At 72.5% G+C, this 19121-nt stretch carries 22 protein-coding genes; 18 read left to right on the forward strand and 4 right to left on the reverse strand.

Translation table 11 applies throughout. The annotated features are described in order from the left end of the window. Positions 1-66: 66 nt before the first annotated feature. Entirely contained in the window at positions 67-1200 is a 1134-nt protein-coding gene (locus tag QSK20_RS10900; RefSeq protein WP_285788476.1) for a hypothetical protein, read from the forward strand. Positions 1201-1299: 99 nt separating this feature from the next. Here the strand turns inward: QSK20_RS10900 and QSK20_RS10905 are convergent, their stop codons facing one another. Continuing rightward, complete coding sequence (locus tag QSK20_RS10905; protein ID WP_285788477.1) at positions 1300-2133, reverse strand: SDR family NAD(P)-dependent oxidoreductase; 834 nt, start codon at positions 2131-2133, stop codon at positions 1300-1302. A gap of 106 nt (positions 2134-2239) precedes the next feature. On the opposite strand from QSK20_RS10905, the gene QSK20_RS10910 reads away from it, so the two are divergent. Further along, positions 2240-2836, forward strand: coding sequence for a TetR/AcrR family transcriptional regulator (locus QSK20_RS10910; protein WP_285788478.1), 597 nt, complete (start codon positions 2240-2242; stop codon positions 2834-2836). Here the strand turns inward: QSK20_RS10910 and QSK20_RS10915 are convergent. Further along, positions 2833-3357, reverse strand: a complete 525-nt coding sequence (locus QSK20_RS10915) for an SMI1/KNR4 family protein (RefSeq protein ID WP_285788479.1) — start codon at positions 3355-3357, stop codon at positions 2833-2835. The genes QSK20_RS10910 and QSK20_RS10915 overlap by 4 nt on opposite strands. Positions 3358-3425: 68 nt before the next feature. On the opposite strand from QSK20_RS10915, the gene QSK20_RS10920 reads away from it, so the two are divergent. The 4 genes from QSK20_RS10920 (at position 3426) to QSK20_RS10935 (ending at position 6369) form a co-directional block, all read left to right on the forward strand. Then, complete coding sequence (locus tag QSK20_RS10920) at positions 3426-3896, forward strand: GNAT family N-acetyltransferase (RefSeq protein ID WP_285788480.1); 471 nt, start codon at positions 3426-3428, stop codon at positions 3894-3896. 92 nt (positions 3897-3988) lie between these two features. After that, complete coding sequence (locus QSK20_RS10925; protein ID WP_285788680.1) at positions 3989-4951, forward strand: L-threonylcarbamoyladenylate synthase; 963 nt, start codon at positions 3989-3991, stop codon at positions 4949-4951. 114 nt (positions 4952-5065) lie between these two features. Beyond that, entirely contained in the window at positions 5066-5335 is a 270-nt protein-coding gene (locus QSK20_RS10930; protein WP_285788481.1) for a hypothetical protein, read from the forward strand. Continuing rightward, positions 5335-6369 (forward strand): hypothetical protein, encoded by a 1035-nt coding sequence (locus tag QSK20_RS10935; RefSeq protein WP_285788482.1) that lies wholly within the window; start codon positions 5335-5337, stop codon positions 6367-6369. The genes QSK20_RS10930 and QSK20_RS10935 overlap by 1 nt, the downstream gene beginning before the upstream one ends. A gap of 108 nt (positions 6370-6477) precedes the next feature. On the opposite strand, the gene QSK20_RS10940 is transcribed toward QSK20_RS10935, so the two are convergent. Next, positions 6478-8931 carry a glycoside hydrolase family 65 protein gene (locus QSK20_RS10940; protein WP_285788483.1) on the reverse strand — a complete coding sequence of 818 codons (2454 nt, stop codon included), beginning with the start codon at positions 8929-8931 and terminating at the stop codon, positions 6478-6480. A 159-nt stretch (positions 8932-9090) separates the two neighbouring features. On the opposite strand from QSK20_RS10940, the gene QSK20_RS10945 reads away from it, so the two are divergent. Next, positions 9091-9726, forward strand: coding sequence for a phosphatase PAP2 family protein (locus QSK20_RS10945; RefSeq protein ID WP_285788484.1), 636 nt, complete (start codon positions 9091-9093; stop codon positions 9724-9726). 30 nt (positions 9727-9756) lie between these two features. Here the strand turns inward: QSK20_RS10945 and QSK20_RS10950 are convergent, their stop codons facing one another. Beyond that, entirely contained in the window at positions 9757-10524 is a 768-nt protein-coding gene (locus tag QSK20_RS10950) for a prepilin peptidase (RefSeq protein WP_502888885.1), read from the reverse strand. A gap of 582 nt (positions 10525-11106) precedes the next feature. On the opposite strand from QSK20_RS10950, the gene QSK20_RS10955 reads away from it, so the two are divergent. The 11 genes from QSK20_RS10955 to QSK20_RS11005 all read left to right on the forward strand — a co-directional run bounded on the left by QSK20_RS10955 (position 11107) and on the right by QSK20_RS11005 (position 19114). After that, a complete protein-coding gene (locus tag QSK20_RS10955; protein WP_502888886.1) occupies positions 11107-11631 on the forward strand; it encodes a hypothetical protein in 525 nt (174 codons plus the stop codon). After that, positions 11628-12602 (forward strand): hypothetical protein, encoded by a 975-nt coding sequence (locus tag QSK20_RS10960; RefSeq protein WP_502888887.1) that lies wholly within the window; start codon positions 11628-11630, stop codon positions 12600-12602. The genes QSK20_RS10955 and QSK20_RS10960 overlap by 4 nt, the downstream gene beginning before the upstream one ends. After that, on the forward strand, positions 12599-13258 hold the full coding sequence (locus QSK20_RS10965) for an SAF domain-containing protein (RefSeq protein WP_416901648.1): 660 nt from the start codon (positions 12599-12601) through the stop codon (positions 13256-13258). Before QSK20_RS10960 ends, QSK20_RS10965 begins: the two co-directional genes overlap by 4 nt. A gap of 2 nt (positions 13259-13260) precedes the next feature. Continuing rightward, a complete protein-coding gene (locus tag QSK20_RS10970; RefSeq protein ID WP_285788486.1) occupies positions 13261-14061 on the forward strand; it encodes a CpaE/TadZ family protein in 801 nt (266 codons plus the stop codon). Next, a complete protein-coding gene (locus tag QSK20_RS10975; protein WP_285788487.1) occupies positions 14051-15673 on the forward strand; it encodes a TadA family conjugal transfer-associated ATPase in 1623 nt (540 codons plus the stop codon). The genes QSK20_RS10970 and QSK20_RS10975 overlap by 11 nt, the downstream gene beginning before the upstream one ends. 76 nt (positions 15674-15749) lie before the next feature. Next, positions 15750-16625 carry a type II secretion system F family protein gene (locus QSK20_RS10980; protein ID WP_285788684.1) on the forward strand — a complete coding sequence of 292 codons (876 nt, stop codon included), beginning with the start codon at positions 15750-15752 and terminating at the stop codon, positions 16623-16625. Then, a complete protein-coding gene (locus tag QSK20_RS10985; protein WP_285788685.1) occupies positions 16625-17497 on the forward strand; it encodes a type II secretion system F family protein in 873 nt (290 codons plus the stop codon). Before QSK20_RS10980 ends, QSK20_RS10985 begins: the two co-directional genes overlap by 1 nt. A 21-nt stretch (positions 17498-17518) precedes the next feature. Continuing rightward, positions 17519-17719 carry a hypothetical protein gene (locus QSK20_RS10990; protein WP_285788488.1) on the forward strand — a complete coding sequence of 67 codons (201 nt, stop codon included), beginning with the start codon at positions 17519-17521 and terminating at the stop codon, positions 17717-17719. Then, positions 17683-18159, forward strand: a complete 477-nt coding sequence (locus tag QSK20_RS10995; protein ID WP_502888881.1) for a TadE/TadG family type IV pilus assembly protein — start codon at positions 17683-17685, stop codon at positions 18157-18159. The genes QSK20_RS10990 and QSK20_RS10995 overlap by 37 nt, the downstream gene beginning before the upstream one ends. Then, positions 18156-18626, forward strand: a complete 471-nt coding sequence (locus QSK20_RS11000; RefSeq protein WP_285788490.1) for a TadE/TadG family type IV pilus assembly protein — start codon at positions 18156-18158, stop codon at positions 18624-18626. The genes QSK20_RS10995 and QSK20_RS11000 overlap by 4 nt, the downstream gene beginning before the upstream one ends. Before the next feature lie 95 nt (positions 18627-18721). Further along, complete coding sequence (locus QSK20_RS11005; protein ID WP_352232287.1) at positions 18722-19114, forward strand: pilus assembly protein TadG-related protein; 393 nt, start codon at positions 18722-18724, stop codon at positions 19112-19114. The last annotated feature ends 7 nt before the right edge of the window (positions 19115-19121 follow it).

The raw sequence follows: 19121 nt of genomic DNA on the forward strand, positions 1-19121 counted from the left end.
CTTGTCGGGATTCAGTTTCGGGGCGCAAGCCGTGGGGCCGCGCGCCCGGTGCGAAAGGGAACAACCATGCAGCCAGAGCAGCCGAAAGAGCCGAAGCCGCCGATCGTCCGCAGGGACGCTCTGTTCTACCTGCGGCTTTCTCTGAGCCAGTTCGACCTGGCCACCGGCATCACGATCCGCAAGTACCAGCGCGATCGCTTCCACACCGCCTCTCTCGGCAGCTCGGTGATCAGGTGGAACTACGACAACCCGGAGCAGGCCGTCCGTGACCTGACCGCCAACAACGGCGAGAAGGTGATGGAATTCGTCAAGGAGGCCACGCCCTACAGCAAGAAGTCCAACAAGCTGGGGGCGTCCGGCTTCACCGACTGCGTGTCGGGCGAGAAGTTCCACATGTACACGCACGTCAGCAACGCGGTGCCCGTGCCCACGCCGTTCCAGCCGCTGTTCGGCAACGTCCGGTCCTGGATGCCGTTCCGCGCCCTGCTGTCGATGTTCCCACCGTCCGGCGGCGAGGTGCCGCAGGTGCCGCGGATCAGTCAGCCGGTGATCGACGACTCCTCGGCGAACAGTGACCTCAGCAAGGAGTTCGAGTACGACAGGACGCTTGTCGAGTACCGGCAGAAGCGGCTGACCGAGAACGTCCCGGTGTCCGGGCCGATCTCCCTGGGCAACGTTTTCGTCAAGGCCAGCCAGGCCAAGATTCTGGAAAACGACCTGTACGTCGTCCGGTATTCGTTGATGAGCACGTCGGAGGTGCACGCCCTCGACGGTGAGGCGTTGTGGATGCAGGTCTACGACAAGGCCGACAAGACCACGACGTTCATGGCCGTCGGCGGTGGCCGTAACAACGTGTGGGGTCTCGACAAGCTCAACAACCGTACCGCCGGCCTGGTTTTCTCGACCATGCACCACACCTTCGGCGCACTTATGAGGACTTTCGCCAAGAGCAACGCGGACGTTCTCGAACTCACCAATGGCGTGACCGGAATCGCCTGGTCGCAGTCGCTGCAACTGCTCCGCGACAATCAGGCGCTGGGCATCCGCCGGGGGCTCGCCAGCGGATTCGACGTGGCCAGCCGACTGATGGCGATGATCCGCCAGGGCGCGGGCATGAACGTCGTCGACAGCCCCGGCGGCGACGACGACCTGGTCGAGATCAGTGTGTCGATCAAGCCGCTCGACGAGTCCGACATGTAGCAGACCGCACGTCCATCCGCCCGGACGGCGCCCGTCGACGGGGGTCACGTCGACGGCACCGTCCGGGCGGGTGCCGGAGGCGGAAGACGGGGAGGCGGGTCACTGCCCGGGGCGCGCGCTGGGACGGTCGCCGAGCCGGCTCAGTTCCTCCCAGCGCGCGTACTCGGCGGCGCGCTCCGCCCCCATCTCGCGGGCCAGGTCGAACGCCACACCGCCCAGGTGGATCCGCTTCGGCGGGTCGGGCAGTGCCACCACCCGCATGACCACGTCCGCGGCGAGCGCCGGGTCGAAGTCCTCGGCCGCGCTCCACATCTCGTTCAGTTTCGCGCGCAGCGGTTCGTACGCCGGGTGGGGTGCGGTCTGGGTGAGTCCCCTGGTGAACAGTTCGGTCTCGTATCCACCGGGGTTCAGGACGGTGACCCGGACCCCGAACGACTCGACCTCCATCGCGAGGGCGTCGCTGACGGCGTCGAGGGCCGCCTTGCCCGCGCTGTAGAGACCCGTCGAGGCGAATCCCCCGGAGGCCCCCAGCGACGAGACCTGCAACAGGTGCCCGCTGCCCTGTTCGCGGAGCACCGGCAGCACGGCCTGGCTGACCCAGAGCGCGCCGAAGAAGTTCACGTCGAGGTGCGCACGGGCCTGTTCCTCGGTGACCTCCTCGACCATGCCGAGCAGCACGCTGCCGGCGTTGTTGACGACGACGTCGAGCCGTCCGAGTTCGTCGACCGCCCGCCGCACTCCGGCGAGGACGGCGGCGCGGTCGGTGACGTCGAGGGGGTAGGCGACGAGACGTCCGTCCGCCGCGGCGATCAGGTCGTCGAGCGGACCGACGTCCCGGGCGACGCCGACCACCCGATCCCCGGCCGTGAGTGCGGCCTCGGTGAAGGCACGCCCGAGGCCACGGGAGGCGCCGGTGATGAACCAGGTTCGCATGATGATTCTCCTCAACGAGACGGACCGTACCGTCTCGCGGAGAACTGTCCCCGCAATCCGGCCCCCTGTCAAGACGGACCGTCTCGTCTCGGGATATGCTCCGGCCATGCCGCCCGACGCCGCCCGCCGCAGTGACCGGTCCCGCCTGGCGATCCTGGCCGCCGCCCGGGATCTCGTCGTCGAGGCCGGTTACCCCCGGGTGTCGATCGAGTCCATCGCGCGCCGGGCCGGCGTCGGCAAGCAGACGATCTACCGCTGGTGGCCGTCGAAGGGCGCGGTGGTGTTCGACGCCGTACGCGCGTTGAGCGAGGACGAGGCCGGCGCCATCACCCTGCCCGACACCGGCGACCTGGAAGCCGACCTGAAGACGGTGTTGCGGGCCACCGCCGTGGAGTTCACCGACCCCACCCTGTCAGCCCTGCTGCGCGCCCTGTACGCCGAGATCGCCGTGGACCCGGAGCTGGCCACGCTCTACCGGGAGAAGGTCGAACGCCCGCTCACCGAGGCCAAGCTCGACCGGCTGCACTCCGCCCAACGCGCCGGCCAGCTCGACCCCGACGCGGACCTCGTCCTCTGCCTCGACTTCCTCTACGCCCCGTTCACCCAACGCTGGCTGAGCCGGACCGGACCGCTCGACGACGCCTACGCCGACGCGCTGGTCGAGGCCACCCTCCGGGCCTTCGCTCCCACCGCCCGCGACTAACGGCACATCGATTCGATCAGGCCGTCGAAGCCGGGGAACTCCTCCCGCGCGGCGGTGACGATCTCGGCTGCGGACGCGCGGGACGACGGCGCCCAGCGCTCGGCGATCTCCGTCAGGCGCTCGTCCGGACGGGCAGTATGCTCGTCCGGGGCGTACATGGTCGCCTCGAAGGGGCCGACCCCGGCGGCGAGCAGCCACAGGTAGGACCCCAGATCCCGCGCCACGACCCCCCTCTCGCCCTCGGAGCCGAGGAACACGACCGGCTGTCGATCCAGCGGCTCACCCGGACGCGCCAGCCAGAAGGCGGCCATACCCCCGGTGCCGTCCTGCCCGAAGACCCGGAACTCGGCGCCGTCGAGCGCCGCGTTCCCCGTCCAGGCCCGCCACCACTCGGCGGTCTCGCGGGCGTCGAGGATCTCGGCGTACGGCTCGAAGTCGATCCCGGCACCGTCGTCGTAGTCGAAGCCCTCCCGATGGGCCTCGGACAGCGACGGCGGCAGGTCACGGCGCTCATCGTCCACGCCAGCACCCTAACGTCACGCACCAAAACCAGACGACGCGCCGCAGGGCGGCCGCCTAGGGTGCCGGCATGGGAACGCTGAGGTTCGCGCCGATGACCGAGGAGCAGTACGACCGGTACCGGCAACACGCGGAGGGCAGTTACGCGCGGAACATCGCGGACTCCGGCGCCATGCCCCTGCCGGAGGCTCAGGAGAAGTCCCGCCGGGACCACGAGACGCTGCTGCCCGACGGCCTGAACTCGCCGGACCACCATCTCTGGACCGCCTACGACGGCGACACCGAGGTCGGCATGTTGTGGCTGCACGTGGTGCCGAAGTCGGACGGCCTGCACGCCTTCGTGTTCAACATCGAGGTGCGCCAGGAAATGCGCCGGAGGGGCTACGGCCGCGCGATCCTCGAGACCGCCGAGGAGTGGTGCCGCGAGCGGGACGTCGTCTCCGTCGGCCTGAACGTGTTCGGGTTCAACCACGCCGCCCGCAGCCTGTACGAGCAGATGGGCTTCGAGACCACCTCCATCCAGATGCGGAAGCGCCTGTAGCCCCGGGGACTTCCTCGGACCGCCGCCCCCGTGCGTCCCGTCGCTCCCGGGACGTTAGCGTCGGGGGCATGAGCGCGAAGTCCGCGCCGGTGCTGCCGGCGGCCAGCGGGGTGGCCGAGGCCGCCGCCGTCCTGCGGTCCGGCGGGCTGGTCGCCTTCCCCACCGAGACCGTGTACGGCCTGGGCGCGAACGCGCTCGACGCGCGGGCGGCGGCCCGCATCTTCGAGGCGAAGGCCCGGCCCAGCTTCGATCCGTTGATCACCCACCTCGCCGACGTCGAGGACCTGGCGGCACTGGTCGGCGCGCTGCCGGCGACCGTGGCCGCGCTGGCCGAGCGGTTCTGGCCCGGCCCGCTGACGCTGATCGTGGACCGGCCGCCGGCCGTACCGCCGATCGTCACCTCCGGGCTGGAGACGATGGCCGTCCGGGTGCCGGACCACCCGGTCGCCCGGGAGTTGATCCGGCAGGCCGGGCTGCCGGTGGCGGCACCGAGCGCGAACCGGTTCGGCATGCTCAGCCCGACCCGGGCCGAGCACGTGGTGGCCGGGTTGGGCGACGCGGTGGACCTGATCCTCGACGGTGGGCCGACCCGGTGCGGCATCGAGTCCACGATCGTCGACGCGCGCGGCGACCAGCCGGTGGTGCTGCGGCTCGGGTCGCTGCCGGTGGAGGCGCTGGTCGAGGCGGTCGGTCCGGTCAGCGTACGGCCGGGCAGCTCCGGGCAGCCGGTCGCGCCCGGCACCCTGGCCGCGCACTACGCGCCCCGGACTCCGCTGCGGGTGGTCGACGCCCCGGCCCCGAACCGGCCGGACGACGGTACGCGGGGGTATCTCGCCTTCCGCGAAGCGCCCGAGGGGGCGTACGGGGCGGTGGAGGTGCTCGCCCCCGACGGCGACCTGACCGGCGCGGCAGCCCGGCTCTTCGACGCCCTGCACCGGCTCGACGCGACCGGGGTGCGCGAGATCGTCGCCGAGCGGGTGCCGGATGCCGGCCTCGGACGGGCGGTCAACGACCGGCTGCGGCGGGCCGCCGCCACCTGGCAAACGTCCGGATAGTCCGCCACCGGGCGCTCCGGCGCAACCAGGAACGCGACTGACGACGGTCGATTCCGTAAAGCGATGACCGTCGTTTGACCGGGAAAGGGTTCGAGCCGGAAATGAGGACCCGCCATGGCCGTTCCGACCGTGACCGCGTCGCTGGACGCGGCGACGTACGCGCCCGGGGACCAGATGCTCCTGACCGTCGCGTACGCCGACACCGACACCCAACCACTGACCGTCACGATCGCGGTCACCGACGCGCGGGGCAACCACAGCACGCCGGTGACCATTCCGATCGTGATCGACCCTCTCGCCGTGGCCGTGACCGACGACTCGGGCCGCACCTGGACCCGGGTCTCCGACAGCGGCGCGGTCGCCGTGTTCCAGGCGGTGGCCTGATGCCCCGGATCACCGTGCGGGTCCGGGACGCCGCCGGCCAGACCGCGACCGCCACCGCGGACTACCAGGTCACCACCGTGCTGGGCGGCTACTACCTCGCCGGCAACGCCGACCCGACGGCCGACTTCGCCGGCGGCGGCTTCCGGTCGCTGACGCAGTACCGCAGCTTCGCCGACGGGTACACCTTCCCCGGCTGGCAGAAGGACTGGCTGCTCACCCTCGGCCGTTCCGGGGTGCGGGTCAACATGGTGCTGGAGCTGAAGCACTACGGCAACCCCAACACCGGCACGCAGACCTTCACGGTCGACGGGGTCACCTACACGGTCCCGGCCCCGTCGATGACGATCCAGCAGCGCCCCGGCACCACCTGGCCGAGGGCGTACGGGTACAGCCAGGTTCTCGCCGGGCACTGCGACGGGCTCCTCGCCCGGGCCCTGTCCCAGTACCGGACCATGGGGTTCCCGGTGAACATCCAGCTCGCCTCGGAGCTGGACACCGACCACGAGTTCGGCACCACCGAAGCCGGCACCGCGTACAACTGGGCCGAGTCGGACGCCCGCGCGGTGACGGCGATGTCCTACGTCGTCGACTGGTTCCGGGCCCGGTCGCTACCGGCCGGCACCACCTTCTCCGTCGGGGCCGGCGGCTTCGACCGCTCCTGCTTCCGGCGGACCCACCCGGAGTCGCTGATGACCCGGCTGGACTTCCTCCAGTGGAACGTCTACGCCACCGACCCCGCACACACCGCGCTGGCCCGGTTCCGTCGTACGAAGGACTGGGCGGTCACCGACCTCGGGCCGGTGGCGCTCTCCCGGCCGGTGCTGATCGCCGAATGGGGTGTCCGGAAGGCGGAGTTCCCGGACCAGGCGGCCTGGATCGCCACCGTGCCGGAGGCGATCCGACGGCTCAACCGGGAGGGCGGCCCCCGGATCACCCGGACGAACTACTTCAACTCGAGCTGGGGCACGCTGATCCCGAAGGACACCGGACTGGCCGCCCTGCGAGCCGCCTACGCGACCAGGCCGTACGCGTAGACGCTCGGCTGGCGCGGCCGGGGCACCACGGGTGGTTGCAGGGGACCCCTGCTCGGCAAAAAGCGGTAGGAAGGGTCCCCTGCAACCACCTGACGCCGTCGGTTCGGCTCAGGCCGTGGCGCGGCGGGTCGGACGGCGACCGGGGGGCGTGGGCGGCTCCGGGCCCGGGTCGGGCGGGGTGGGCAGGGGGCGGACGCAGGAGGCGCCGCCGGTCACCCGGACGCGTTCACCGTCGTGCCAGAGGTCGAGTCCCACGTCCGGTCCGGCACCGGGAAGGTCGTAGCGGACCTCCTCACCGGTGATGGTCACCCGCAGCCGTTGCCCGTGCCAGAGCAGGCTGAACGCGAGCCGGGTGAGCCGCCGGGGCAGTCGGGGCACGAAGGAGAGTTCGCCCCGGTCGTCGCGCAGCCCACCGAACCCCTGCACCAGGGCGATCCACGCCCCGGCCAGCGCGGCGAGGTGCAGCCCGTCGGAGGTCTTGTCGCCGAGGTCCTCCAGGTCCTGGAGCACCGACTCGGCGAAGTGGTCGTACGCCAGGTCCAGGTGGCCGACCTCGGCGGCCAGCACCGCCTGGCCGGGCGAGGAGAGCGACGAGTCGCGGACGGTGCGCGCCTCGTAGTACGCGAAGGTGCGGGCCTTCTCGTCGGCGGTGAAGTCCCCCGGGCTGCGCAGCATGGCCAGCACAAGGTCGGCCTGCTTGACCACCTGTTTGCGGTACAGCTCCAGGTACGGGAAGTGCAGCAGCAACGGGTAGTCGTCCCCGTCGGTGCCGTCGAAGTCCCACTCGGGGAGGTCGGTGAACCCGGCCGACTGCTGGTGCACCCCACGCTTCGGGTCGTACGGCAGGTGCATCGCGTCGGCGGCGGCCCGCCAGGCGGCCACCTCGGCGGCGTCCACGCCGAACCGGGCGGCGACCTCCGGGTGGGCCTCGGCGGCGTCGGCGGCGCCCCGCAGGTTCCGCCGGGCCATCAGGTTGGTGAAGACGTTGTCGTCGACCAGGGCGGTGTACTCGTCCGGGCCGGTCACCCCGCGCAGGTGGTAGGAGCCGGTGTCGGACCAGTGCCCGAAGCCGTGCCAGAGCCGGGCGGTCTCCACCAGCATCTCCAGTCCGGCGTCGACCAGGAAACCCTCGTCGCCGGTGGCCGCGACGTAACGCAGCACCGCGTCGGCGACGTCGGCGTTGACGTGCAGCCCGGCCGTGCCCGCCGGCCAGTAGCCGGAGCACTCCCGGCCGCCGATGGTCCGCCACGGGAAACTCGCGCCGGGCAGCCGTAGCTCGGCCGCGCGTTCCCGCGCCTCGGGCAGGTGGGCGTGCCGCCAGCGCAGCGCCGACCGGGCCATGGCCGGGGCGACGTAGGTGAGCACCGGCAGGACGTACCCCTCGGTGTCCCAGAGCACGTGCCCGTCGTAGCCGTTGCCGGTGAGGCCCTTGGCGGGAATGGTCCGGTCGCCCTCGGCCCGCCCCGCCTGGATCAGGTGGAACAGGGCGAAGCGGGTGGCCTGCTGGAGTTCCGGGTCGCCGTCGAGCACCACGTCGGCGGTGGTCCAGGCCGCGTCGAGCCAGGTCCGCTGCTCGACGACGAGGGCGTCCCAGCCGACCGACCGGGCCTCGGCGGCGGCCTCCACCGCCCGCGCGGCCAGGTCCGTCGGGCTCTCCGCCCCGGTTCCCCCGGGGTCGCCCGCCGGCCGGTCCGCCGCCTCCGCCGGGTGGTCGACGACGTCGGTACGGGTGCACTCGTACGCCGCGAACTTGGTCAGTCGGAGCCGCTGCCCGGGGCGGAGCGGACCGTCGAGGGCGAGCCGGAACCGGTCGCCCTGGCACCCGGTGTCGGTGGCGGTGGTGTCGGGGGCCTCGACGAGGTGCGCCACGGCGACGGCCACCCGCTGCCCACTGCGGCCGGTGCGGTGCACCAGCACGCCGTCCGGCCCGTCGGACCGGCGGTACTCGGCGACCAGTGGCTCGTCCAGGACGGTGGCGGCGCGGGGGTCGTCGGAGCGTTCCGGGACGCGCTGGTTGGCGACCAGGTCGGAGCAGACCCGTACGTCGACCGGCCCGTCGAGCGCCTCCACCTCCCAGCGCACGGCGGCGACGGGGTGGTGGGCGAGCGACACCAGCCGGGTGCTGCGCACGCGGACCCGGTGTCCGCCGGGCGAGGTCCACTCGGTGTGCCGCTCGACCAGACCGGCCCGCAGGTCGAGCACCCGTTCGTGGTGGTGCAGCGTGCCGGTGCGCACGTCCAGCGGCTCGCCGTCGACCCAGAGGCGGATCAACGCGGCGTTCGGCGCGCTGATCACGGTGTCGCTGAGCTGGGGGAAGGCGTACCCGTCCTCGGGGTAGCTGAGTTCCCGCCGCTCGTGGAAGCCGTTGAGGTAGCTGCCCGGCATGCCGTACGGCTCGCCCTCGTCGAGGTTGCCGCGCCAGCCCAGCCAGCCGTTGCTCAGCGCGAAGATCGACTCGGTCTCGCCGAGGCGGTCGGCGTCTGCCTCGGTCCGTCGGATCCGCCAGTCGTCGTCCTCGGCGCGGCGGTCGGCCGGCTGCTCGCTGACGGTCGTGTCGGGCACACGGCCTCCCCGTACTCAGGTGCACTCGCCATCATCCCAGCACGCTCGCCTGTGCGCGCGCTGAGACGAAAGTCAGGGATCAGATCCCACCTTCGCACACTGTGCCGGACTCCGCCCATTTCTACAGTCCATCCGGGCTGGAGGAGGTATGAGCAGTTGATGACGTCATGGATGGTCGACCTGCCACAGGACGTGCCGCAGGTCAGCGTGGAGTGGTACCGGGACATCGTCGAGTTCGCCGACCGCACCCCGGAGCCGGTGCAGTGGTTCTCCGCGCACTTCACCGAGGGTTCGGTCGTCCTGCTCGGCCTGCTGTTCCTGCTGGCGGCCTGGCGGCGGTTCGGCGGGACGTCCCGCGACCGGGCGGCGGCGCTGGTCGCCCCGGTGGCGGTGGTCCTCGCCTACGGCCTCAGCGAATGGATCAAGACTCTCGTCGACCAGGAACGACCGTGCCGGGCTGTGGCCGAGCTGACCATCGTGGCCGGGCACTGCCCCCCGACCGGGGACTGGTCCTTTCCGAGCAACCACTCCACGATCGCCGGGGCGTTGGCCGCCACGACCCTGGTCCTCGGCCCCCGGCTGGGGCTGCTGGCCGTCCCGCTGGCCCTGCTGGCCGCGTTCTCCCGCACCTTCGTCGGGGTGCACTACCCGCACGACGTGGTCGCCGGGGTGCTGCTCGGCGCGCTGGTCGGCACCGTGCTGCTGATGACGCTGACCGGACCGGTCGCCCACCTGCTGGACCGCCGCCGCACCGGCCCGCCGGCGCAGACCCGCACCCCCACCGGAGCCCGGTAGAACCGGCCGCTGTTCGCGGGCCGGAGTGCCTCAGCCGAGCAGCGCCAGGGTGAGGGCGGTGCCGAGGATCAGGAACGGCCCGAACGGGAGGTGACTGGTCCAGCGCACCCGCCGGGCGGCCAGCAGGATCCCGGCGACCAGCGCGGAGAGCAGGAAGGCCAGCACCAGCCCGAGCACCGGCGCGGTCCAGCCGAACCAGCCGAGGAGCGCGCCGGCACCGAGCGCCAGCTTGGCGTCCCCCAGGCCGAAGCCGCGCCGCCCGAGCAGCACCGTGGTGGTGGCGAAGCCGGCGGCCAGGGACAGGCCGCAGACGGTGGCCCGGATCCAGGGGCCCGGCCCCGCGTTGGTCAGCGCGGCGGCCCCGAGCAGCAGCCAGGTGCCGGCGGCGGCCGGCCAGGTCAGCCGGTCGGGCAGCCGGTGCACCGCCACGTCCACCAGGGCCAGCGGCACCGCCCAGGCCAACCACCAGCCGGTCGCGAGCAGGGCGAAGAGGGGCAGGTCCAGCGTCCCGAGCAGCACCAGCGCGGCGAGCACGGCCGCCTCGACGCTGCCGGGCGGCGGTCCGACCCGGGCCCGGCAGTGTGGGCAGCGGGCCGCCGGGGTGAGTGCCGGCACCGGCCGGTCCAGGCCGATCGGGGTGCCGCAGGCGGCGCAGCCGCTCCGGCACGGCGTCTCCGGCGGTACGGCGTGCCGCAGCGCGGCCAGCCGTAGCGGTGGGGTGACGGCGAGGGCGGCGGCGAGGCGCACCCAGGCCGAACGGGTGACCGGTGGCCGGGTCAGCGTCATGTGGATCTCCAGGTGCGGGCCGGAGCGGCGGATACGCAAAGTAGTTTCGTCATCGGCGGAGCGACACCTCCGAGAGCCGCCACCGACCGGCGCACCGGTCGACACCCGAACCAGCCGCCCGACAGGCCCCGCCCCTCGCCGGGGCGCAGGGCGAGCGCCGCGACGAGCGGATCCGTTGTCCCGTACCGGAATCCGTGGTGGAGCGTCCGGGCGGCCGCCCCCGTGCCACCGAACGGCGACACGAGCCGGGCGGCACACCCCGACGACGACGGCGACGCCGCTGCATCCCACCACCCTCAATCACGGAGAGTATTCAATCCAATTGCCTCTGTTGCATCGGCTTTCGTCAGCCTATGCTCGCCCCTTGGGTGGGACGCAACCGTCGACGGAACACGTCGACCGATGATCGGGCAGAAACCCGACAGAAAAATCGGCACATATCCGTAAGAGTAAATGCAGATGGAAGATCGAATGATCCGGACCGGGGCATCCGGACGCGCTGCCGCATACCCGGAAACCGGCCGGACGGGCTCCGCATCGAGGAGGGCGGCGTTGCGAGCACGGCACCCCCGGCGCTGGACGGCCTGCCTCGTCATGCTCCTGCTGGTCGGCACCGGCACCGCCTGCGGCACGGATCCCGCGCCGCCCGGCCGGGTCACGGCGGAACACGAGCCCGCCACTTCCGAGAACCGGAAAGCGGAGGAGGAGGCGGCCGGAAAGGCGGCTCTCGCGGCGTACGCCGGATATCTGACCGCTTCCCGGGCAGCCAGCGCACGCAGTGATCCACATCATCCCGACCTGGCCAAATACCTGGCAGATCCACTTCTGACCAGGGTGCGGCTGGTAATTCGCGAGGCAAAGGAGCACGGTGCGATGCGTACCGGAAAGCTCGTTTCCGACCCGACCGTCACCGTGGTGAGCCTGGACACCGTCCCGGCCACCGTGGAGATCCAGGACTGTCTCGACGCGACGGACTACAAGCTGGTCTACGCGAAGACCCGCAAGGTCGTCCCCGGCACCGGGGCGGGACGCCACCTCGCCACGGCCACCGCGACCCGCTACCCGGACGGGCGCTGGCTGATCAACGCCGGGGTCGCCCACGAGGACCAGCCGTGCTGACCCGGACGGCAACCACGCCGCGCCGGAGGGGCACCCGGACCGGAGCGAGCGCGCCGGCCGGGACGGCTCGCCGGCTGGTCGCCGCCCTGGTCGCCACCCTCACCGGGCTTGCCCTCACGATCACCGCGCCCACGCCCGCCGTCGCCGACCCAGGGGCCGAGTGCCCGGTGGGACAGACCGACTGCAGCGTCTGGGACGACGAGCCGGGCGCCCCGGGGAATCCGGGCACCCCGGGTGGTCCGGGCGGCGGGGACGGCGACGGCGGCGGCCCGGCCAAGTGCCAGTGGAACGGCAAGCCCGTCGACTGCTACGACGAGGAAGCCGGCTGGTTCAACAACAGCGATGGCTGCTACTACAAGCTCTCCGAGCCCCAACGGCCGGCTTCCCCGGGCAAGCAGTGGTACACCCGCACCTGCATCAATCCCGGCGGTGGCCTGGGCTCCGCACAAGAAGTCGAGCTGGACGCTCCGCCGCCCGGGTTCGGTGCGCCGCCGGATCCGGAGGAGTTGGCGTTCCGGGCGCTCGCCTCGATCGACCTGCTCAAGCCGCACATCTGGGTGGCCCCGCGCAAGAGCCAGGGTCCTGGCCTGGTCGGACTCCCGGTCTGGCTGTGGGCCAGCCCCGGCCCGAACTACTTCGGTGAGATCTCTGCCTCCGCCTCGGAGCGCGGGCTGACGGTGCGGATCACGGCCAAGGTGAACCAGGCCGTCTGGAACATGGGCGACGGCGAGACGGTCACCTGCAAGGTTCCGGGCACCCCCTACTCGACCACCGGTCCGTTCGCCGGACAGAAGTCGCCCGACTGCGGCTACGACAACGGGTACCGGAAGGCCGGCACGTACCGGATCAGCGTCACCAACCACTGGGTCGTGGAGTGGGAGGGCGGCAACGAGAGCGGCACCATCCCGGTGACCCGGACCAGCGACTCCGCACAGATCCAAATCAACGAGCTTCAGGTGGTGACCCGGTGAGCCTGGCGACGCGCAACGGGCCGGGGCCGGTGGACGCCCCGGTCGCCCCGCCCAAGGTGGTCCGGCAACGACGGATGCGGCCCGGCCTGCTCGGTCTGGCGGTGCTCCTGATCGCGTTGGGCGGCCTCGGCGCGGCCTTCGCGGTCACCTCGGTCCGGGCCACCGGCACGTACCTCGCCGTCGCCCGCCCGGTCGCGGTGGGCACCGTGCTCAGCGCGGACGACCTGATGTCCGTGCAGGTGGCCGGTGGTCAGGGCCTGAAGCCGGTGGCAGCAGCCGAGATCGACGACGTGATCGGCAAGCGGGCGGCGGTCACCCTCACCCCGGGCACCCTGGTCACCCAGGCGCAGCTCACCGACAAGCCGCTGCTCGGCCCCGACCAGCAGCAGCTCGCGCTCGGCCTGAAGCCCAGCGAGGTGCCGGCCCGCACGCTGCGTCCCGGCGACAAGGTGCTGCTGGTCAGCACGCCGACGAAGACCAACGACGGCCGGACCACCACCTCGGCCACCCGGTTCACCGCGACCGTCATCGACAGCGACAGCCCGGAGACCAGCACCGTCGTGGTCTATTTGGCGGTGTCCGTCCGGGACGTGCCGGCGGTGGTGGCGCTCGCCGCCGAACAACGGATCGCCCTCGTGCTGACCGGGTCGGTCTGAGCATGGCGATCATCGCGCTGGTCTCGGCGAAGGGCTCGCCCGGGGTGACCACCTCGGCGCTGGCCTGCACGCTGAGCTGGCACCGCCGGCTGGTGCTGGCCGAGTGCGACCCGGCCGGCGGGTCGGTGCTCGCCGGTTACCTGGGGGGCCTGCTCGACGGCCCCCGGGGGCTCGGCGAGCTGGCCGTCGGGGAACTGCGCGACGGCAGCCTGGAGGCGATGTTCTGGTCGCAGCTGGTCGACCTGGACGCGCCGAAACGGGAACGGCTGCTCCTGCCCGGCGTGGTCGACCCGGTCCAGGCCGGCAGCGTCACCCCGCTCTGGCAGCGGTTCGCGGACTTCTTCGGCACGCTGGAGAACGGCACCCCCGGGTACGACGTGCTCGTCGACTGCGGTCGGCTGGCCGTGGTCGGCCCGCCCTGGCCGATGCTGCGCACCGCCGCGGTGGTGCTGGTGGTCACCCGGGCCACCCTGCCCGGCATCTCCGCGACCCGGTCGCTCGTCCGCGCCATCGGGCGGGACTTCACCGAGCACCGGGTGGCCCCCGGCTCGCTGCGCCTGCTGGTGGTCGGCGACGGCCACGGCAACAGTGAGATCAGCAAGGCGCTCGGTCTGCCGGTGATCGGCCGGCTGCCGGACGACCCACGTACCGCCCAGGTGCTCGGACTCGGCGGCAACGTCCGCGCCGGACGGCCGCTGATGCGCGCGGCCGGCGCGCTGGAGGTGGCGGTCGGCACGCTGCTGGACCGGCGGCGGGCCCGCCTGGGCTGGCCCACCGGCCAGGGGGTGCCCCATGCGGTTTGAACCGGTCCAGCACGACCCACGCACCGCTTCGGCCACGTCGGTCACCCCGCCACTGGCCCCCGCGAACGGACACCGTCACCCGACCGGCCCGAACGGGCATCCGCATCCGCCCGCGTCGAACGGGCACTCCCACCCGTCCACGCCGAACGGGCACCCGGCCGGGCCGAACGGCCGCCACCCCGGCGGGGTGGCCCTGGCACCGGCTCCCGCACCGAGCCCGCCGCCGCGCCCCCGGGTCGACTTCACCGTCGTCCGGGAGCTACGCCGCGAGCTGAGCGAACGCCTCACCCTCTGGCAGCGCGGCCGGGACTTCACCGTCGACGAGGAGGACGTCGAGCGGGCCCGGATCGCCGTCGACGTGGTGGCCGAGTACGCCGACGCGGTGCGCCGGGCCGGCACGCCGATGCCGGCCGACGAGGAACGGCAGTTGTTCCACCAGGTGACCGCCGAGCTGGTCGGACTCGGCCGGCTCCAGTCCCTGCTGGTCGACCAGACGATCGAGGAGGTGCACATCCTCGGCTGCGACCAGGTGCGCATCACCCGGCGCGGCGGCGGCGTGGACTGGGCCGACCCGATCGCCGACAGCGACGACGAGCTGGTGGAGATCCTCCAGGCCGCCGCCCGCCGGGCCGGAGCGACCGAGCGGTCGCTCTCCACCGCCAAGCCCACCCTGGACCTGCAACTGCCCGACGGGAGCCGGCTCGCCGCCGTCTACCTGGTCAGCAGCCGACCGTACGCGGTGATCCGGAAGCACAACACGCTCGACGTGAGCCTGGACGACGTCGCCGGCTTCCGCGCCGACCTCGACGAGATGGTCGACGTCCTGCTCCGGGACTTTCTCCGCGCGGCCATGCGCGCCGGGCTGAACATCATGGTCGCCGGGTTGGCCGGGGCGGGGAAGACCACAGTGGTCCGGGCGCTGATGGACGAGATCCCGCCGGACGAGCCGTTCGTGCTGCTGGAGGAGAGCCGGGAGCTGTTGCCGGCCCGCCGCCAGCTCCGCCACCGGGCGGTGATGAGCTTCGAGGCCCGGGAGGGGCACGGCGAGCGCGGCCTGGACGGGCGTCCGGCCGGTGAGGTGACGATCGCCGACCTGATCCCGGTCTCGCTCCGGATGGGTGTGCTGCGGATCGTCGTCGGGGAGGTGCGTTCCCGGGAGATCGTGCCGATGCTCCAGGCGATGACCACCAGCCGTGGGTCGATGTGCACCATCCACGCCCGCACGCCGGCCGGGGTGACCGAGCGGATCATCGAGCTGGCGCTCTCGCACGGCCGGGAGATGACCGTCGACCAGGCCCGTCGGATGGCCGGCAACGCGCTGGACCTGATCGTCTACGTCAACGTCGAGGACGAGACCGCGATCGGCGGGCGCAAGCACCGCTTCGTCTCGCACGTGGAGGAGGTGATCGGGGCCGGCGAGGGCAACCGGATCACCACCACCGAGGTCTTCGGCCCCGGACCGGACGGTCGGGCGGTGCCGAAGCACCTGCCCGAGCGGATCCGTCAGCAGCTCCTCCGGGTCGGCTACGACGCCCGCCTGCTCAGCCCGTACATCGAGGCGGGCACCGGTGCGTGGCGACGGCCCGTGCAGACCCGGTTGGGTCGGCGGTGATCCCCGTGGCCGGACCGGTCGGACACCGGACGCGGCCGGGGGTGAGCCGGTGATCGTCAACATCGAACTGATCGCCATGGTCTCCGGGGCGGCCTGCGTGGCCGGGCTGGTGCTGGCGGTGGTCGCCCTGGTCGGCACCACGCGCCCGCCGGGCCCCGGACCTGGCGGCGGAACGGGCCTGCGCCGGCTCTGGCTCGGCTCCGGCAGCAGCCGGCGGGACCAGCGGCGTCACCAGACCCTGCTGGTGGGGGCGGCGGTGGCCGGCGCGCTGGCGTTCCTGCTGACCGGGCTGCCCGTGGTCGGGCTGCTGGTCGCGGTGGCGGTGCCCGGTGCGCCGTGGCTCTTCTCGGTCGGCCAGGCCGAGCAGCGGGCCATCGCCCGGATCGAGGCGGTCGGCGAGTGGACCCGCCGGCTCAAGGACATTTCCGCCACCGGTCAGGGTCTCCAGCAGGCCATCGTCGGCACCATCGCCACCGCGCCGCCGGAGATCGAGGAGGAGGTACGCCTGCTCGCCGCCCGGCTCCAGGCCGGCTGGCTGGCCCGTCCCGCGCTGCTCGCGTTCGCCGACGACATCGGCGACCCGGTCGCCGACCAGGTGGTGGCGGCGTTGATCCTGCACCTCACCGACCGGGGCGAGCGCCTCGGCGACGTGCTCGGGGCGATCGCCGGGGCGGCGGCGGCCGAGGTGGCGACCCGCCGGGAGATCGAGGCGAAACGCACCCAGCCCCGGTTCGCGGTCCGCTTCCTCACCGGAATGACCCTGGCCACCCTCGCGTACGGGTTGCTGAACACCGACTACATCCGCCCGTACGGCACCCCGACCGGCCAGGTCGTGATGGTGGTGCTCGGCGCCGCCTTCATCGCCCTGCTGGCCTGGGTGCGGTCGATGAGCCAGCCTCCGCGTCCGGCGCGCTTCCTGCCCGCCCCCGATCCGGAGGACGCGCTCGCATGATCCTCAACTGGCATCTCACCCTCGCTGTCGTCGGCGGCGCGGCGGTCGGTTTGGGGGTGTTCCTGGTGGTCCGGGAGATGCTGCCGGCCACCCCGGCGCTGGGTCCGGCGCTGCGCCGGCTGCACCAGCCGCCGACCGCCGCCCGGGCAGCGACCGCGTCCGCCGCGCGGAACCCGGAGTGGCTGACCGGGGCGGCCCGCTGGCTACGCCCGCCACACAAGCAGCTCGCGCTGATCGGCCAGACCCCCGAGCAGTACGCCCTCTCGGTGCTGCTCTCCGCACTGATCGGGCTGGCCTCGCCGGCCCTGCTGACCTTCGGGCTGTCGATGATCGGGGTGCGGCTGCCGTTCGTCGTGCCGGTGCTGGGCAGCCTGGGCATGGCGTTCCTCTCCGCGCTGCTGGCTCACCGGGCGGTGCTGGAGAAAGCCGACAAGGCGCGGTCGGAGTTCCGCCAGGCCGTCTGCGCCTATCTCGACCTGGTCGCTCTGCAACTCTCCGCCGCGCACGGGCCGGTGCAGTCATTGGAGCGGGCGGCGGAGGTCTGTGACGGCTGGGTCTTCGACCGGATTCGCGAGGCGCTGCGGATCGCCCAGATGCAGATGCACTCGCCCTGGGACGAACTGCGCGACCTGGCCGAGAAGATCGGCATCCCGGAGCTGGGGGACGTCGGCGCGATCATGCGCTCCTCCGGCAGCGAGGGCGCGCAGGTGCACGAGACCCTGCGCAGCCGCGCCGACGCGCTGCGCGACCAGATCCGCACCGACAACCTGGCCCAGGCCGAAGGCATCACCAGTCGGCTCGACATTCCCGGTTCGCTGCTGGTGTTCGTGCTGCTCGGCTTCGTCGCCTACCCGTTCGTCGCCCGCCTCTGACACCCCTCAAAGGAGAACGTGATGGCCTTCTTCACCTACCTGCACGTCGCGGTCAGCACACGCCTGGCCGAGTTGCGCCGCGACAGCGAGCGCGGCGACAGCCCGGTCCCCACCGCAGTGATCATCTTCGGCCTGGTGGCCGCCGCTCTCGTCGTCACCGGGCTCGTCTCCGACAAGGCCAAAGAATGGATGGACGCCATCCAGGGTCCAGGCGCACAGTGATTCGAGGGCTCGGTGTCACCGGTCGTCGGGCGGTCGCCGCCGTCCGACGCCGGTTGACGTCCGGCGGGGCCGACCGGGGGGCCAACCCGGTCGAACTGGCCGTGGTCATGCCGGCGATCCTGCTGCTCCTCTTTGGCTCGATCCAGTTCGCCGCCTGGTTCCTGGCCCGGGGCACCGCGCTGCACGCCGCGCAGAGCGGAGTGAACGCGCAACGCGTCCACCAGGCTCCGGCGGGTGCGGGAGCCGAGCGGGCCGACGCCTTCCTGGCCGCCGCCGGGGACTGGCTGGCCGGCGCGAAGTCGAGCTGTGTCACCGGAGCCACCGAGGTCACCTGCACGGTGACCGGCAAGCCGCTGTCGCTCGTACCCGGGATGAGCCTGACCGTGTCGCAGACCGCCCACGGCACGGTGGAGCGCTGGACCACGGCGGGCACCCCGTGAGCCGGCCGGGCACCGAGCGGGGTTCGGTGTCGGTGGAGGTGGCCGTGCTCGCGCCCGCCTTCATCGCGCTGATGGTGCTGGCCGGGGTCGCCGGACGTACCGCGGTGGGAGCGGAGGCGATCCAGGCCGCCGCGCACGACGCGGCACGCGCCGCCTCGATCTCCCGGGACGCCGGCACGGGTCGGGACGCCGCCGTCGCCGCCGCCGGCAAGCAGCTCGACTGGCAGGGGCTCAACTGCGTCGGACCGCCGTCGTTCAGCTTCACCGGATCGGTGGGCGGTGCCCCGACCAGCTTCGAGCGGGCGTACGCGGCTGCCCCGGGGCAACCGGCGGCGGTCTCGGTGCAGGTGAGCTGCACGGTGTCGTTCGCCGACATCCACCTGTCGAGCGTGCCCGGGATGCCGGCCGGCCGGCTGGTGTCGGCGCGCTTCACCTCGCCGCTGGACAGCTACCGGAGCCGGGGGTGAGCCGCCGACGGTTCCCGGCCCCCGGGGCGAGCGGCCGACGGTCGCCGCAGCCCGGGTCCGGCCGTGGGCGGGGCTTCCGGGGGGACGAGGGCCGGGTGAGCCTCTTCCTCGCGGTGAGCATGGTCGGCTTACTCATGATCATCGGGCTGGCCTTCGACGGCACCGGGCAGCTGCGCACCATGCACCGGGCCGACAACCTCGCCGCCGAGGCGGCCCGGACCGGCGGCCAGGCCATCGACCGGGCACAGGCGATCAACGGCGGCAAGAAGGAGATCGACGAGGTGGCCGCCACCGCCGCCGTCCGGCACTACCTGGCGGCTGCCGGCGTCACCGACCACACCGTGAGCTTCCCGGTGGTGGACGGCGAAAAGCAGATCACCGTCCGACTGACCATCACCTACGACAGGTACCTGCTCGGCTTGTTCGACCTCACCGACTCCGTGACCGTCTCCGGCGAGGCGACCGCACGCGCCATCACCGGACCGTAGAGAGGAA

Source organism: Micromonospora sp. NBRC 101691, assembly GCF_030269285.1.
Classification (GTDB): domain Bacteria; phylum Actinomycetota; class Actinomycetes; order Mycobacteriales; family Micromonosporaceae; genus Micromonospora; species Micromonospora echinospora.